General features: G+C 48.7%; 14 protein-coding genes. 6 read left to right on the forward strand and 8 right to left on the reverse strand.

All coding sequences use genetic code 11. The features are described from left to right. Window positions 1-66: 66 nt before the first annotated feature. Both purD and QGP82_RS13165 read right to left on the reverse strand, forming a co-directional pair. Window positions 67-1,347 (reverse strand): phosphoribosylamine--glycine ligase, encoded by a 1,281-nt coding sequence (purD, locus tag QGP82_RS13160; protein WP_499059570.1) that lies wholly within the window; start codon window positions 1,345-1,347, stop codon window positions 67-69. A 177-nt stretch (window positions 1,348-1,524) separates the two neighbouring features. Then, window positions 1,525-2,547, reverse strand: a complete 1,023-nt coding sequence (locus tag QGP82_RS13165; protein WP_499059572.1) for an S-layer homology domain-containing protein — start codon at window positions 2,545-2,547, stop codon at window positions 1,525-1,527. Between the two features lie 98 nt (window positions 2,548-2,645). On the opposite strand from QGP82_RS13165, the gene QGP82_RS13170 reads away from it, so the two are divergent. Further along, window positions 2,646-3,575, forward strand: a complete 930-nt coding sequence (locus QGP82_RS13170; RefSeq protein ID WP_499059573.1) for a nucleoside hydrolase — start codon at window positions 2,646-2,648, stop codon at window positions 3,573-3,575. 252 nt (window positions 3,576-3,827) lie between these two features. Continuing rightward, complete coding sequence (locus QGP82_RS13175; protein WP_163661031.1) at window positions 3,828-4,415, forward strand: hypothetical protein; 588 nt, start codon at window positions 3,828-3,830, stop codon at window positions 4,413-4,415. A gap of 260 nt (window positions 4,416-4,675) precedes the next feature. Here QGP82_RS13175 and QGP82_RS13180 read toward each other — a convergent pair whose 3' ends face one another. From QGP82_RS13180 to QGP82_RS13190, 3 genes are all read right to left on the reverse strand, one after another. Continuing rightward, on the reverse strand, window positions 4,676-5,020 hold the full coding sequence (locus QGP82_RS13180) for a ribulose bisphosphate carboxylase small subunit (RefSeq protein ID WP_006517353.1): 345 nt from the start codon (window positions 5,018-5,020) through the stop codon (window positions 4,676-4,678). Between the two features lie 31 nt (window positions 5,021-5,051). Then, window positions 5,052-5,447: a RuBisCO chaperone RbcX gene (rcbX, locus tag QGP82_RS13185; protein WP_163661030.1), complete on the reverse strand. Its 396-nt coding sequence runs from the start codon at window positions 5,445-5,447 to the stop codon at window positions 5,052-5,054. 174 nt (window positions 5,448-5,621) lie between these two features. Then, on the reverse strand, window positions 5,622-7,052 hold the full coding sequence (locus QGP82_RS13190) for a form I ribulose bisphosphate carboxylase large subunit (protein ID WP_163661027.1): 1,431 nt from the start codon (window positions 7,050-7,052) through the stop codon (window positions 5,622-5,624). A 546-nt stretch (window positions 7,053-7,598) separates the two neighbouring features. Between QGP82_RS13190 and QGP82_RS13195 the strand changes: the two genes are divergently transcribed. The 3 genes from QGP82_RS13195 to QGP82_RS13205 all read left to right on the forward strand — a co-directional run bounded on the left by QGP82_RS13195 (window position 7,599) and on the right by QGP82_RS13205 (window position 10,540). Further along, the gene (locus QGP82_RS13195) at window positions 7,599-8,639 is read left to right on the forward strand and encodes a two-component regulator propeller domain-containing protein (RefSeq protein ID WP_163661025.1); all 1,041 of its coding nucleotides are present in this window, start codon (window positions 7,599-7,601) and stop codon (window positions 8,637-8,639) included. 180 nt (window positions 8,640-8,819) lie between these two features. Then, the gene (gene panB / locus QGP82_RS13200; RefSeq protein WP_499059575.1) at window positions 8,820-9,590 is read left to right on the forward strand and encodes a 3-methyl-2-oxobutanoate hydroxymethyltransferase; all 771 of its coding nucleotides are present in this window, start codon (window positions 8,820-8,822) and stop codon (window positions 9,588-9,590) included. A gap of 275 nt (window positions 9,591-9,865) precedes the next feature. Then, the gene (locus QGP82_RS13205; RefSeq protein ID WP_163661023.1) at window positions 9,866-10,540 is read left to right on the forward strand and encodes an exopolysaccharide biosynthesis protein; all 675 of its coding nucleotides are present in this window, start codon (window positions 9,866-9,868) and stop codon (window positions 10,538-10,540) included. A gap of 72 nt (window positions 10,541-10,612) precedes the next feature. Here QGP82_RS13205 and QGP82_RS13210 read toward each other — a convergent pair whose 3' ends face one another. Both QGP82_RS13210 and QGP82_RS13215 read right to left on the reverse strand, forming a co-directional pair. After that, window positions 10,613-11,095 carry a TM2 domain-containing protein gene (locus QGP82_RS13210; RefSeq protein WP_163661021.1) on the reverse strand — a complete coding sequence of 161 codons (483 nt, stop codon included), beginning with the start codon at window positions 11,093-11,095 and terminating at the stop codon, window positions 10,613-10,615. A 305-nt stretch (window positions 11,096-11,400) separates the two neighbouring features. Next, entirely contained in the window at window positions 11,401-12,819 is a 1,419-nt protein-coding gene (locus QGP82_RS13215; RefSeq protein ID WP_499059577.1) for a hypothetical protein, read from the reverse strand. A 286-nt stretch (window positions 12,820-13,105) separates the two neighbouring features. Between QGP82_RS13215 and QGP82_RS13220 the strand changes: the two genes are divergently transcribed. Continuing rightward, complete coding sequence (locus QGP82_RS13220; protein ID WP_499059578.1) at window positions 13,106-13,465, forward strand: Fic/DOC family N-terminal domain-containing protein; 360 nt, start codon at window positions 13,106-13,108, stop codon at window positions 13,463-13,465. Here QGP82_RS13220 and QGP82_RS13225 read toward each other — a convergent pair. After that, complete coding sequence (locus QGP82_RS13225) at window positions 13,462-14,889, reverse strand: ion transporter (RefSeq protein ID WP_163661015.1); 1,428 nt, start codon at window positions 14,887-14,889, stop codon at window positions 13,462-13,464. The two genes, QGP82_RS13220 and QGP82_RS13225, sit on opposite strands and share 4 nt — an antisense overlap. Window positions 14,890-15,054: the final 165 nt, after the last annotated feature.

Genomic DNA, 15,054 nt, shown 5'->3' on the forward strand with positions numbered 1-15,054 from the left:
TGAGCAGATACGCATCAGATAGAGTCTCTCAGGCAAGCGGCTCACAATTCAAAACTCGTTCGTAATTTAAAACTGATCTCTAACCCTATGGCCGATATCTCGCCGATAGTAGGCATTATCAAACTGAATGGCTTCGGCTGCAACATAGGCGTTTGCGATCGCATCTCCAAACGTGTCACCTAATGCTGTCACCCCTAGAATGCGCCCACCGTTGGATTTGAGGGTTCCTTTGTCTAACTGAGTTCCCGCATGGAATACCATGGCACCCGTATCGGTAGCGGCATCGATACCATCAATGGTCATGCCCTTAGGATATTTGCCAGGATAACCATCAGCCGCCAACACCACACAAGCCGCATAACCAGACTTCCACTCAAATGGGGGAAGTTCCTCTAGGCGCTGCTCACAGCAGGCCAGCATGATCTTGTCTAGGGGTGTATTTAACAGGGGAAGCACCACCTGGGTTTCAGGGTCACCAAAGCGACAGTTAAACTCAATAACTTTGAGGTCGCCTGCGGGGGTAATCATCAGTCCGGCATATACGACGCCACGGTAGTCAATGCCTCGGTTTCTTAGCGCCTGTACCGTCGGTTCTAGCACTTCAGCCTGAATGCGCTCCAATAGGGCAGAGGGGACAACAGGAGTGGGCGCATAGGCACCCATACCGCCAGTATTAGGGCCTGTATCGCCTTCGCCTATCTGCTTATGGTCCTGGGCAGGCATCAGGGGACGAATGGTGATGCCGTCGGTGACGGCCAATACTGATGCCTCCTGGCCTGTCAGAAATTCTTCGATGACTACTTGTTTGCCCGCTGTACCAAACTGACCGCTAAATATGGATGAGATCGCATCTTTAGCCTCCTCCAGAGTCATGGCGACAGTCACGCCTTTCCCCGCAGCCAATCCATCTGCCTTGATGACAATGGGAGCCCCTTGTTCCTCGACATAGGCAGTGGCCGCTTCACCATTATCAAACACAGAACTTGCTGCGGTCGGTATACCCGCTTCCTGCATCAGTGCTTTTGCCCAGGCCTTACTGGCTTCCAGCTGTGCCCCATCTTGATTGGGGCCAAATACAGTAATTCCCTGAGCCCTCAGGCCATCTGCTACACCATCTGCTAGGGGTTGCTCTGGACCAATAGCCACCAGACCAATATTCTGCACCAGGGAAAACCGCGCAATCCCCTCGACATCATCTACAGACATCGCCAAATTACTACAGCCAGCCAATGTGGCCGTCCCACCATTGCCTGGAATGCACACTACTCCACTCACATTGGGTGACTGTAACAATGTCCATGCCATGGCGTGCTCACGCCCACCACTACCAATTACAATGGCCTTCACAACGTTTTTTCCTGACAAAATAAACGGGCTTCATTTTCCCATGTCATGGGCGTATTGGGAAAAGGTTGTAATGTTCCTGTTTCCGCTGGAGATTTGGGACATTCGATGGCATACCCCTATCTCAATACACTTGGTAATATATATGAAGTCTGCATTACCAAGTGCATTACTAGGTATTTATTCAGCAGTCTCTATATCCTGTTCCTCACTATTCCTCTGATTTTCTGCTGAGGTCAAAACGTCTGTAGCGGTGATACCTTCGGTGCTGTTCCCAAACCGCCACAGCACCGCTGCCGCCTCAGCGCGAGTGACTGCTTTATCGGGCTGGAAGAGCGTGGTGTATCCAAGGGCTCGACGGATATTGGCAAATTCTCCATTGCTATGGTCAGTCAGGACAGCCTTGAGGACTGTAGGCTCAATTTTGCCAGCATCTTGAAAGCCCCAAGCCTCTGTCACAGCCGTAGCCGTAGCCGCTGGTAATGCCGCTCGGGTATCTAACGGGACTTTCCAAAGAATCAGATCTTTGCGCGTTAGAGGAGCATCAGGTCGAAACTTTACAACCGTAGTGCTGCCATTCAGCGGGCTGGGGATAATCCCTGCCTCCGCCAAGCCTTGAATCGCTGCAAAATCAATATTGGTTTTACCCACATCTTGAAACGTTGGTTGAGCACTTTCTACAGCGGGGCGAATTTTTTTGGCGCGCTGGTCGCTATAGAACTTATTGTTGACAGCCAACAGCCAACGGGCATATTCCCGCCGTGTGATCACTTGGTTTGGCAAAAACTCATTGGGGTCGCGTTCAATATTGTCATCTGCCTTAACATCAATCAGCATCAGTACATCCAGAGCCACTAAATCCTCGATATACTGTTGCAATTCTTCTGGAGCTTCTCCAATATCGATGTAGCTTGTTTGGGTAAATGTGGGGGTTACCGGCGTCTCAGACTCCGGTCCTTCAGGTTGGTTACTGGTTGCAGCCTCCTCCTCCGCTGGTTCAGCTTCATTGGGAGCCGCTGGAGTGGCAGTTGTCCCTGGTGTGCTAGCTGTCTCGTTCGTAGCCGTTTCTTCCTCCACTAGGCGTGGGTCAGGCTCCAGATTCTTTTCTAATGAATCTCCCAACTGACTGCCTTCGCAACTGGCTAAAAACAAGCACAGGACAAAACCCAAGGATTTGACGATGTGCTGAGGAAGGTATTGCATTCCACTAAGCTCCCTAGAAGCTGCGTTACCACGCTAGCGTATCTGATCAAATACATGGCAGGCTAGGCTAGGGACACCTCCTTCTTTGGGTTTCTTCCATGGCACGTCCGCTGATTATTGACTGCGATCCTGGAGTGGATGATGCGATCGCACTCCTACTGGCGATCGCCCATCCCGCAGCATTCAATATTCTTGGCATTACCACCGTCGCGGGCAACGTCCCGCTACACTACACCAGCCAAAATGCCCTCAAGATTTGCGCGTTAGCCCATGCAGACATTCCTGTCTACGCAGGCTGCCCTCGTCCCATGCTCAGGCCCTTATCCACTGCCGTTGATGTCCATGGAGCCACTGGTTTACAAGGGACAGAGCTACCTACCCCTCAACAGCCACTAATGGTGCAACACGCTGTTGCATTTTTAATCGAGACCCTGCAACAAGCATCAGCACCGATCACCCTGGCCACCCTGGGACCATTGACCAATATTGCCGTTGCCCTGATCCAAGCACCTCAAATCACCAACAAAATCGACACAATTATTGCCATGGGCGGTGCCATTACCCACGGCAACATGACGCCTGGTGCTGAGTTTAATATCTATGTCGATCCCCATGCTGCCCAGGTCGTCTTCGCATCCGGCATTCCCATCAAGTTGATTACCCTCGACACCACCCATCAGGTACTTACCACACCTGAGCGCCTCAAAAGCTTCAGAGAACTCCATACCCCCGTGGGTCATACTGTCGCTGATCTGCTTGCCCACTACGGCACCCCTGATGTTGAACGCTATGGGATGAACGGCGCGCCTTTGCACGATCCATGTGTGATCGCCTACTTATTAAACCCCGAGCTATTTACGTTTCGGCCTACCTATACAACCGTCGACACGACCAGCCCTGAAAATATGGGTCGTACCGTTATTGACTGGTGGGAGCGCACTGGTAAAGCACCTAATGTAGATGTAGCCGCCTCTGTAGATACAACCAGCATGTACGACTTGCTCATAAAATCCTTAGCCACACTATAATCCCAATTCCCCATTATCTGCTGGCCCAGGGCACCCACAAGGGGAGGTCCCTGATTGCCCGCTAGCCCAGGTACACCCACAAGGACAGCCCCTATATCCTATGGTCTGCTGGCCCAGGGCACCCACAATGGGCAGCCCCTACATCCTATTGTCCACTTCCCAATTAATCATCAATACTTGAACAAAGTCCTTTACTTTACTGCGCCAACCAGGAACGATTGCTAAAATGCCATCAAGCCGCCCGGTAGAGTAATGACCTATACCACTCAGGAACTTATCGACATCCTCGATCAAGAACTCAAGGCCGCCTGGCGCGGAGAACGCGTATTACTATCCACTGATGATCGCTTAGCCAATCCCGTAGTCTCTAAAGCTATTGGCGCTGAAAAACTAAGTAAAGTCTTTGCCCTTAAAGATTTTCGCGATCAGATTCATCAGTACCAACGAGAACACAATGTATCTGGCCTCGTGTGGCATCCCTGCACATTCAAGGGTCAAACTATTCGACTACCAGAAATTCATCCAAACCTAGCGGCAATTCCAGCCGATAAAGCAACCCTAGCCGCTGCTAAAACGACCATTATTGAATTCTGGCGGACTTCCAGTGAAGGGTTAAGACTGTGGGCAGCAGGTCATGATCCTGTAGAAATTGATGCCGCCACCGTTGAAAGCTATATCAAAGAAACGGAATGGGCCGATATTAGCGCCACTCGCTGCGAGCTATACCTGGGTCTATGTTGGGGCAATCCCAAAGAATGCTATTGTGGCTGGGCTTACCCGGAATCAGGCTGTCATCGCATTATTGCCGCTACCGCCGAACCTAGCGACATAAAGATATAACTATTATGTGATTGCAACTGATGTAGTACTAGCAGATGGTCAAGTAAACGAAGCAGCAGCAGCTCTCTTGAGCAGTCTATTTAGCTCATTAGAGTGACCCGAAAATTTGGTTAACCAAGTCATTCAGGTAATGATCATCAGAAACAAAGGCTAGAAAATTTCAAGTCCGAACTTTACAAGCAAAAAAGCGGAAGGAATATATTCCTTCCGCTTTTTCAATAATCAATTAGGATACAAGCTTACCGGCTATACCCAAAAGCTTAGTAGCGGTAGCTGCTGCCAGAACCAGGCTTATGAACGATGAAGCTAAGGATTTGGCACTGCTTCACGTTGTCAAATCCAACAACACGAACAAAGCAATCGGGGTACTCAGAACGACAAGCCTGCACTTCGTCTAGGACTTCACGAGTGCTGCTTGCGTTAAACAAAGGCAGCTTCCACATGGTCCAGTAGTAAGCAGTCGGATCAGAATCTTCGTTGAACTCAATGGCAGGGAAGTAACCTTGCTCAAGTACGTACTGAATCTGACGCTCGATCTGAGCATCAGTCAAAGGAGGGAGGTAAGACAGCGTTTCGTAACGACGCTCTTTGGGCAGAGTTTTCATAATCTACTCGTCAGTATCGGTTTACAACGGTTTAGTCAGACTGAGAATCCCTATCACCCGCATCAGCTTCGCTGTGAAAATCATCAGAACTCATTTGAGTAATGCGCTCTAAATGTCGCTTACGATGCTCAATGTTTGCTTGCTGAATGCCCGTCACGACCATCTCTGGGAGAAATTCAGTCACTTCTTCCGCGAGGTGCTGACGAACAGTCATAACTCGAAGCGCGAGATCTGCATTTTCCTGCATGAGCGAAGCAATAAAGGCTTCACCATCCTGTAACTTATCTCGAGTTGCAAACTCATTGAACCAATAGGAGCGAGGCAAGTTTGTTTCTCGCAACTGCCCCATGACTATTCGAACCGCTTGATAGGTTAGATAGCTTGTCAGCGTCTTAGCCGTATCTTTTGCAATTCGCTTTATATCCATGGGTGAGCTCAATGCATCACAGGCATTAAAGCAGCTTGAAACAGCTGATGCGGTAACCAGAGCAGCAGTTTTGATATTGGCATTGCTAACGGATTAGCAATCGCCCTTAATCGCAATGACCACTGCTCTAGCTATGGCAATTAGAGAGTGTCTCTAGTTAGAGAGTGTCTCTAGTTAGAGGGTGTCCACAGTGTCGAACTCAAACTTGATTTCCTTCCAAAGTTCGCAAGCTGCAGCCAGCTCAGGAGACCACTTGCAAGCTTCACGGATGATGTCGCCACCTTCGCGAGCCAGGTTACGGCCTTCGTTACGAGCCTGAACACAAGCTTCAAGGGCAACACGGTTAGCAGTTGCACCAGGAGCATTACCCCAAGGGTGACCCAACGTACCACCACCGAACTGAAGAACGGAGTCGTCGCCGAAGATTTCAACCAGAGCAGGCATGTGCCATACGTGGATACCACCGGAAGCAACAGCCATTACGCCACCCATGGAAGCCCAGTCTTGAGTGAAGTAAACACCACGAGACTTGTCTTGCTCTACATAGTTTTCACGCAGTAGGTCTACGAAACCAAGGGTACCAGCGCGGTCACCCTCAAGCTTACCGACAACAGTACCGGTGTGGATGTGGTCACCACCGGACATCCGCAAGCACTTAGCCAGAACCCGGAAGTGAATACCGTGGTTCTTCTGACGGTCGATTACTGCGTGCATCGCACGGTGGATGTGCAGTAGGAGACCGTTGTCGCGACACCAGTGAGCCAGAGTCGTGTTAGCAGTAAAGCCACCCGTCAGGAAGTCATGCATGACGATGGGCTGACCGAGTTCTTTGGCGAACTCAGCGCGCTTCAGCATCTCTTCACAAGTGCCAGCAGTTACATTCAGGTAGTGACCCTTGATTTCGCCAGTCTCTGCTTGCGCCTTGCTAATGGCATCGGCACAGAACAAGAAGCGATCGCGCCAGCGCTGGAAAGGCTGAGAGTTAATGTTTTCGTCATCCTTAGTGAAGTCAAGACCACCACGCAAGCACTCATAAACCGCACGGCCATAGTTCTTAGCGGATAGACCGAGCTTGGGCTTAATGGTGCAACCAAGTAGAGGACGACCATACTTATTCAGCTTGTCGCGCTCAACCTGAATACCGTGGGGAGGTCCCTGGAATGTCTTGAGGTAAGCAACCGGAATGCGTAAGTCTTCCAGACGTAGAGCACGCAGAGCCTTAAAGCCGAATACGTTACCTACAAGAGAAGTAAGCAAGTTAGTAACGGAGCCTTCCTCAAATAGGTCCAGAGGATAAGCAACGTAGCAAATGTACTGGTTATCTTCACCAGGTACGGGCTCAATGTCATAGCAACGACCCTTGTACCGATCCATGTCGGTTAAAAGGTCGGTCCATACAGTGGTCCAAGTACCGGTGGAAGATTCTGCAGCTACAGCAGCTGCACACTCTTCAGGAGGAACCCCAGGCTGAGGGGTCATCCGGAATGCGGCCAGAATATCAGTATCTTTGGGCGTGTAGTCCGGAGTGTAATAGGTAAGTTTGTAATCCTTTACACCAGCACTATAGCCAGCCTTCGACTGCGTCGACGTCTGAGAGTAAGACATATCTCCCTTTCCTGTGAATCAAACTAGATGGCTTACGAACTCTTGCAATTCCCAGATAGGGCGGTCTGCCGCTGTTTGACTGAGTTAACTGAGTTCGAAAATCGTATCGAGCAGCAAACACTGCTAGACAGCCAAATTGACTGTTCTCCTTATGGTTAGGCAGCAAACAACTACCTAATTCTTTAAAGAATACTATCAGCGATCTGATAAGTTCTGTTTTGGAACTTCTGTATAGATTCATAATTTTTATTTATGAATCTACGTTCCATATCATTAAGTTTTCGAAAGATGCGTCTATTAATGCAGCATATAGAGGTTTTGCTAGCCAGGCAGATTATGCCTAGCATCTTTTGGAGGTAATGTCCCACGGAGATTAAGAAAGTCTTTTATTCTCTAATGAATTTTTTAGATTTATTGGTGAACAATGCCCTGCCTGGAACGGCTAGAGTTGACACAAATCCTTGGGCACGCTATCAAAAGCATCAAGTTACCTGCTGCCATATGTTGCAGGAGAGATAAACCCATGGTCTGTAGGGAGACGTCACTGTGATTTCTGTTAAGCAATTGATTCAGCTGACCGTAGGCGCAACACTGTTGTGGAGTGCTGGCATGCCGGTTAGGGCGCAAGAATCGACTGGGACCCCTATATATACAGACCCGCCGCCGCGAGCTGTGCCACTGCCGTCTGATCGCCCTTATCAACGCAATCCTCTGGCAACTGACTTTCGGGTGGGGGCGCTGCAGTCAGACTTTACGGGGAGTCTCTGGGTGGGCTCCCACCAGGGATTGGCTCGTATTAATCCAGCAACGGGCGTGATTCAGTCTCGGGTCAATGTACCCAACCGGTTTATTGATGCGATGGCTCAAGATCGGGTGGGGCGTATTTGGCTAGGCACGTTTAACGGTCTTGTCAGGGTTGACCCTCGCATTAATCAAATCACTGCACAAAACTTTCGATTACCGTCTAATCGGGTGTTGGACATGGCCATTGATGGTCGTGGTTTTTTGTGGGTAGGGACCGATCAAGGTTTGGCGATGGTCAGTCCTGATCGAGGTCTGTTGATGACCACCCTGCAAGAGCTGCCAGGTACCAGTGCAAATGCGTTGGCTGTTGATCAGGATGGACAGTTATGGGTGGGAACCCTATCGGGGTTGGTGCGGGTGGATACGGCATCAGCCTTTATTTTGAATCAGGTTTCTAATATCCCAGGTCGTTCTGTCCGAGCGATCGCAACGGGACCGCAAGGACAAATATGGGTGGGTACATCCCAAGGTTTATTTGTCTTTGATGGTAAAACGGGGGCTCTGCTGCGCTCTGTGACGCAAATGGAAGGCAAAAGCGTTACCGACATTGCCTTTGATACAACCCATACCCTTTGGGCAGGGACTGAAAACGGATTGTTTAAGCTCAATCCTTATAACGGTGCCATTGTCAGCCAGGTGCCCAACTTACCCTCAGGCAATGTCCTCTCGTTGGCAACAGACGTCAGTGACAAACTTTGGGTGGGTACAACAGAAGGTTTGGCTTGGGTAAGTTTGACCACAGGCAGAGCCAATACCCATGAGATGTTTACCAACCAACCCTGATTAGCACCATAAGGTAACCAGAAGCCCCTCTAACCCTGTTAGCCAATCCCTTGACGACATTTTCTATTCTTCCAAAGCAAGAAAATGCCGTTACCCCCGAAACGGTCTAGTTGTGGCCTAATTGTAGTAGAGGCGATGGTGCAGCCATCCTCCGGTAATACGTGACTACGGTGATTAGCCATGACCATAACGGTTTCTCAAATAAATCGTTGGAAGCAGGAGGGACGTGCCATAGTAGCACTTACGGCCTGGGATTATCTATCCGCTCAGCTGGTGGATGCCGCTGGGGTAGATATTGCGTTAGTGGGTGACTCCCTGGCAATGCCTGTGCTGGGGTACGAAACTACGGTGCCTCTAACGTTGGATGAGATTATTCACCATGCCAAGGCGGTGCGTCGTGGGTTATCCAATGCATTTATGGTGGTGGATCTGCCGTTTTTAAGCTACCAGGTCAGCCCAGAACAGGCTCTGGTGACTGCTGGCAAGGTGATGAAAGAAACTGGCACCCAGGGAGTGAAGTTAGAAGGCGGTCATCCGGCGATGGCGGCAACGGTGGCACGGTTGACCCAAATTGGTATTCCTGTCATGGGGCATGTGGGCTTGACACCCCAGTCAGTGCATCAGTTTGGGGGCTTTCGTAAACAAGGTAAAACCGCTAAAGAGGCTGAGCGCATTTTGCAAGAGGCTCAAGCGTTAGAGCGGGCAGGTGCATTTGCCATTGTGCTGGAGCATATACCGCAGGATGTGGCTAAGACTATCACCCAAACGTTAGGAATTCCTACCATTGGCATTGGGGCTGGGCCACACTGCGATGGTCAGGTGTTGGTTACCTCAGACCTGTGGGGACTATCGGAATGGCAACCACCGTTTGCTCAACCGCTGGCAGATTTGCGATCGCAAGCCATCAATGCCGTCCAACAATTTTGTAACCAGGTCCGCCAAACTCCATAAGCCGTCATCGGGGGGTGACTTCCCAGGGATTGCCATATGCCGCTAAGCTGGCTAAGACATCGGTGGAACCTAGCGTTCGTTGGCTCAGTCAAATGGGCTGAGATATGGTGCGTTTGGGAGCACTTAATGACCCATGGGCATAATTCTTTCCTTGGGGAGGAAAAAATTAGTAAGAGTGATGGAAAACTCAAACTTTAAAACTCAGACCTTAAACTTCCCCAGACCTGCGCTAACGTTGGCGAAACTCTTATAAGTAACTTCTAAATTTATTTACTATGGCTAAACTGTCCGCTGAACTTCAGCGCTACTTTTTAGATGCTCCCTCGCTGACGCCAACACCCCATGAACAAGCAGCAGCGGCGGCAGCTACATCACGTTTAGATGTCACCTTAAAGGAATTACTCACCCTGGGGGGAGAGCGTACTTTTGGTTTTTTATTTGTACTGCTCTCACTGCCCTCAGCCTTGCCTGTGCCAGCACCGGGCTACTCGATTCCATTTGGCATTGTTATGCTCTGGTTGGCAGTGCAGCTGATAGTGGGTCGAGAAAAGCCCTGGCTGCCAGAAAAGTGGATGAACAGAGGATTTGAGCGCACTAAGGTGGCGGGCTTCATCACGAAGGGATTGCCCTGGCTACAGAAGATTGAGGCGGTATCGCGCCCTAGACTGTCAATTATCTGCACAAGCCCTGTGGGTCGTATGGTGTTGGGAATTGCGATCGCACTAATGTCAATGTGCATGATGATTCCCATCCCCGGCACTAACACCTTGCCTGCCATTGGCATTTTTGTGATTGGGTTTGGCCTACTCGATGATGACGGAGCAATTAGTTTGGCAGGCCTGACACTTTGCACCCTGGCCGTGGGTCTAGTGGGAAGTATCTTCTTTTTGGGTGCCGAGGTTGTTGATCAAGGCAAAGATTGGGTCAAAGGCCTTATTTTTGGTCAGTAAATGAAAACGACAGTTGCATGACGTGACTTAAGACAATCACTAAAAGATTGCCTACAGCACTCTGCCGTAATCTCACATCAATTCTGGAAACTCATAAACGATAACCCCTGAATCAGGGCGGTTGGTAATGTCAGCATAGCCAGATTTAACCATCGCTGTAAGCTCCGTTTCGATAGCTTCAAAAGATTGACCCGTATCCATCACAGCCTGGGTCACAGTAATCTGGCCACCGTGCAGCTTAGCTAAACGCAACAGTTTCACCGCTAGCGGATCTTGGCTAACTTCAGCGGCAACAGCAGGCTGTAGATCAAAGTTGGATGGGTGGTCATCCACAAGCTGTCGCTGTCGTTTTTCTGCCATATCTGAAATTAGAAACAGGTCAACAAACTGACCAATTCCAAAGAAACCTAAAGTACACATCCAGATGACGCCGGACGTAATTTTGCCGTTGTAGAGTCGATGTAGCCCAAATATGCCTAAAAAAGCGCCAGCCCACAAAAAATAACTCGCAATTTTACGATTTTGAACTTGCTGGGAAGGCACGATAGCAGACATAGCTCAACTAAGTAGGGGGTCTAGTGCTTCCAGCTTACAAAAGGAAAACTGAGAGCGTCCATAAAGATTCGTTCGGGTTGACCGAACCGAGCTAGAGAAAACTTTGAATTTTGAGGTTTGTATTTTGAGTTGATGCTCTTTAGTTGGTTCAGACTTAGTGAAAGGATATCAACTCAAAACTAATACGCAATCCTGACTGATAACATCCGATATCGAAGGGCATCCACAAGGGCGTCGTGCCCCTACAAGATTGTCTATTTTTAATTGGGTTGAATGTATTCGGACTTGGGATAAGCACTCAAAATTTATTCTTCTCGCAATCTTTCCCAAAGCTCTCTCGCTTCTTCTTCACTCATATCCAAACGTTCGCGAGAATGCTGCCAAAACTTCTCCCACCAATCATCCGGCTGAGTGTGGTCGCCCTCATACTCAGTAGGGCGACCTTGACGACCATCTAAGACCAGGCTGCCTACATAGTCGGCCTCATCATAGACTTTTTGGATTTGTTCATGAATTTCGCGCATATCATCAGCAGAGACAACGCCATTGCTGGTGGCTTTGTAAAACTGGACGGTGACGCGAATTGGGAAATTAGGATCTCGTTCGATCTCAAGGTTATCGATTTCGGTGAACGGACCTTCGACTTCACCATGACCGATAACGGCAGCCTCTACATTGCTACTACGCTCCATTGAGTCCATAGCCGCTGATTCCAACATCATGGTTCCAGCCATCGGTGCAGCGGACATAAAAGGCTGTTTTTGTTTGAGGGGTACCTGAATAAGCATGACCATGTTGAGCCCTGCCTTGTCTGCATCAATGTTCACAGGTTGCTCATTGGTTAGCTCGGTATCGCTACCGGCATCAATCTGAAAATCGCTGAGCCGCTGGCCCGTGAGACTAGCACGCTCGCCATTTTGATTGAAAAATAAACGTTGTCCCCAGGTATGTCCGGCGTCAAAGCCATCACGCTGGTTATCAATTACAGTGGCGCTGGTGCCTTCTCGGGTTACCAGCAATGTGAGCACAGCCGGATCACCCGGGTAAGACTGGTAGTTAAATAAAACAGGGTTAAAAGTTGCTTCGTCGCCTTGGGGAATCGGTAAGAATGCTGCTTGAGCGCTCACCAAGACATGACTGTCACGATCTGCTAAAAGGGATTTCTCTGTGCCAGCCCACGAATCTGGCTCACTCAAATAGCTACGCAAATTTTCAAGTACATCTTCTAAGGAGACCCGTTCTAAATCCTCACCTTTTTCGTTACCGGTAAGCACATAAAACTGATCTATAGGAACATCACCTGTGAGATCCGCAAAATTCGGATAGCGGATGACGGGCATCAGGTGCAGCGAATATTCTCCTGTATCAGGATCTTGTTGTTGGACCTGAATGGTCATATCGCTGATGTTAGGACCAACTGCAGAATTGTCATAACGCCCAGTATCTTCCCAAGTAACGTCGAGGATATCTAGCCCCCAGCGGTCTGCCAGGGTTTGGCTACTCTGGTCATAAATCATTGACCGGGTGCGCTCAATGACTTGACGATAATCTTCAAACTGTTGTCGCCGCACAATACGAGGTGCCTTCTCCGGTCCAGAAACTGGCACATTAGATACGTTAGCTAGCAATTCAGCTGGCTCAGAGGATAAATTTGCCTCAGCTTGATAGGTCATGCCCATCATTGCCATTGCCCCCAATCCTAATAACCAAAGCCGCTTAGCCATTTATCTGCCTTCCTTGTATTCGTTATGCTCAGCATATAAAGGGATTCAATGGCATGGGGTCGGGTTACAGAAAATGCAACCATTTGACTACGCTTGATACCTCACCACAGTCAAACCTTGTCATAGGACAAAAAATATGAATTTCAGTTTTAAGGTCAAAAATGAGAGTCACAGAAATGAGTTTCATTTTTTAGTCCGAAATTGAAATTGATGAAAATGAATTTCAATTTTAGGCCTAAAATTGAAATTCATGGGGACGGATTTCAATTTTGGGTCATTAAGTGCAATGGATAAAGCTGTTTTCGCTGATAATGCCCCTGGTCAATTAATTGAGCTGATTGTTGATGGACATCAAGATTGGGCTTTTATTCCTGCGCCGTTACCAGATTATTGGGAAATACCGACAAAGCTTTGGCCAGTCTTAGCTGACGCTCGAGAAGCATTAGCAAGGTTAGATGGGATTGGAAAAACCATGAAAAACTATGAGCTCTTACTTCAACCTCTGCAACGGAGAGAAGCTCTTCGATCCTCTAGTTTGGAAGGAACTTACACAACAGCTAAACAGTTATTGCTATTTGAAATTGATCCTAAGCAGCCCACTTCAGCCCAGGATTCACTAGGAGTCATCGATATTATCTTCGATTAAAATCTAGGACTTTCTCTTGCAATAATCACTAGCCGATCTTCTTTGTTTAACACTAATTCCGCTGGAGGATTCACCTGAGTAGTTCGTTTATCTTGTTTGACCGACTCTATGGCCAACAACAATGCATCAGATTGTTGCTTAAGAACTTGAGCTAATGCCCAATACTGTTTACCAATCCAATCAGTTGGAACCTGGATCTCATAAATTTGATTGCCACTTTGCACCGTCAACAACTCCGAAAGAGCCTCTACAGAACCCTGATTTCGGGCAGATGTGGCAATTAGATGGCTTGATACTTCTTCTGTAACAATCACATCATCAACACCAGCCAGCTTAAGCTGCACATCATTACGACGATCCAACAACTGCGCACAAGTATAGATAGAAGGATTCAATTTTTCGATAGTCAGAGCAGCCAAAACTGTACGGGCATCTCGGTCTTGGTCTGTACGCGGATGGGTGGCATCGGCCAATAAAATTGCCCTGGAAGCATGAATAATCCCAACCGTTTCGAGGATATCAATTTTGGTGTAATCCTCAGCATAAAAGTAAAGCTGAGAAGCATTGAGATGGTTAAGAGCCTGAGCCGGTTCATCGGTTGCTTCGGCCACAATCACGACCGCACAGCGATTTATCCCATCGGCCAACAACTCTTCCACGATTAAATGCCCACCTCGATTCCAGCCGCAAATTACAATGTGGCCCCGCAGTTCATCAATTTCCAAGGCTTTGAAGTCCATAAAAGTTTCTAGTTTGCGCATCATCACAGCAGAGACGACACCAGTAAAGACAGCAAATGTGGTCAGTCCGCCCATCATGACAACGAGGGCAATTATGCGCCCAATATCCGTTTGTGGATCACCGCCAATTGGTTCTCCGGCAACTAAGGATAAAATGCTCCACCACATGGAGTCTCGCAGGCTTTCAATGCGCGGGTTGTAGGGCTCTTCAAATAGGTAGATGGCCAGACCCCCTGTGAGCACAATCAAGCCAATCACCATAAACACGCCAATTTGAATGCCTAGACTGGCCGCGATCGCACTCGACAACCGCCCCAAACTGCGATTCAGCAAAATCCCCGCCCGCAACAACCGCAGCAACCGCAGCAACCGCAGCAGACGAAACGCCGTGATCATTGGCATAGTAGCCAGGATATCAAGCCAGTAATTACGCCAAAACCGCTGTTTTTTCCGCGCTATCCAATAACGGCAGCTTAGTTCCAGCATAAAAATGCTCGTCAGCCCAGCCTGAAGATGGCTAACCCATCGGGTAGACAGCCCGCGAGTATCCAGTACCACCTCAACCACGACCAAAAATACCGATAGCAAAATCAAGGCTACCAGGGCAATTTCAGTTTGCGGGGCATGGATGAAGCGATCAATATGTTCTTTTAGACATGACGTCTGGCGAACACGGCCACTCATACAACTCGATCAAATAGGTGAATGGCATCCAGCATACCCGAGAGACTACAAGCTTCGACTATTGGCTAGGATCTTTCCTGAAACTGCAAAAAATAACGTTGTTTTATTAGCCATAGGTCGAAGATCGAGAGATTACCTATGGTGGTGCTCGGCAAATGCTTATAA

Source organism: Leptothoe sp. LEGE 181152 (genome assembly GCF_032906605.1).
In the GTDB taxonomy this organism is placed as follows: domain Bacteria; phylum Cyanobacteriota; class Cyanobacteriia; order Phormidesmidales; family Phormidesmidaceae; genus Leptothoe; species Leptothoe turfae.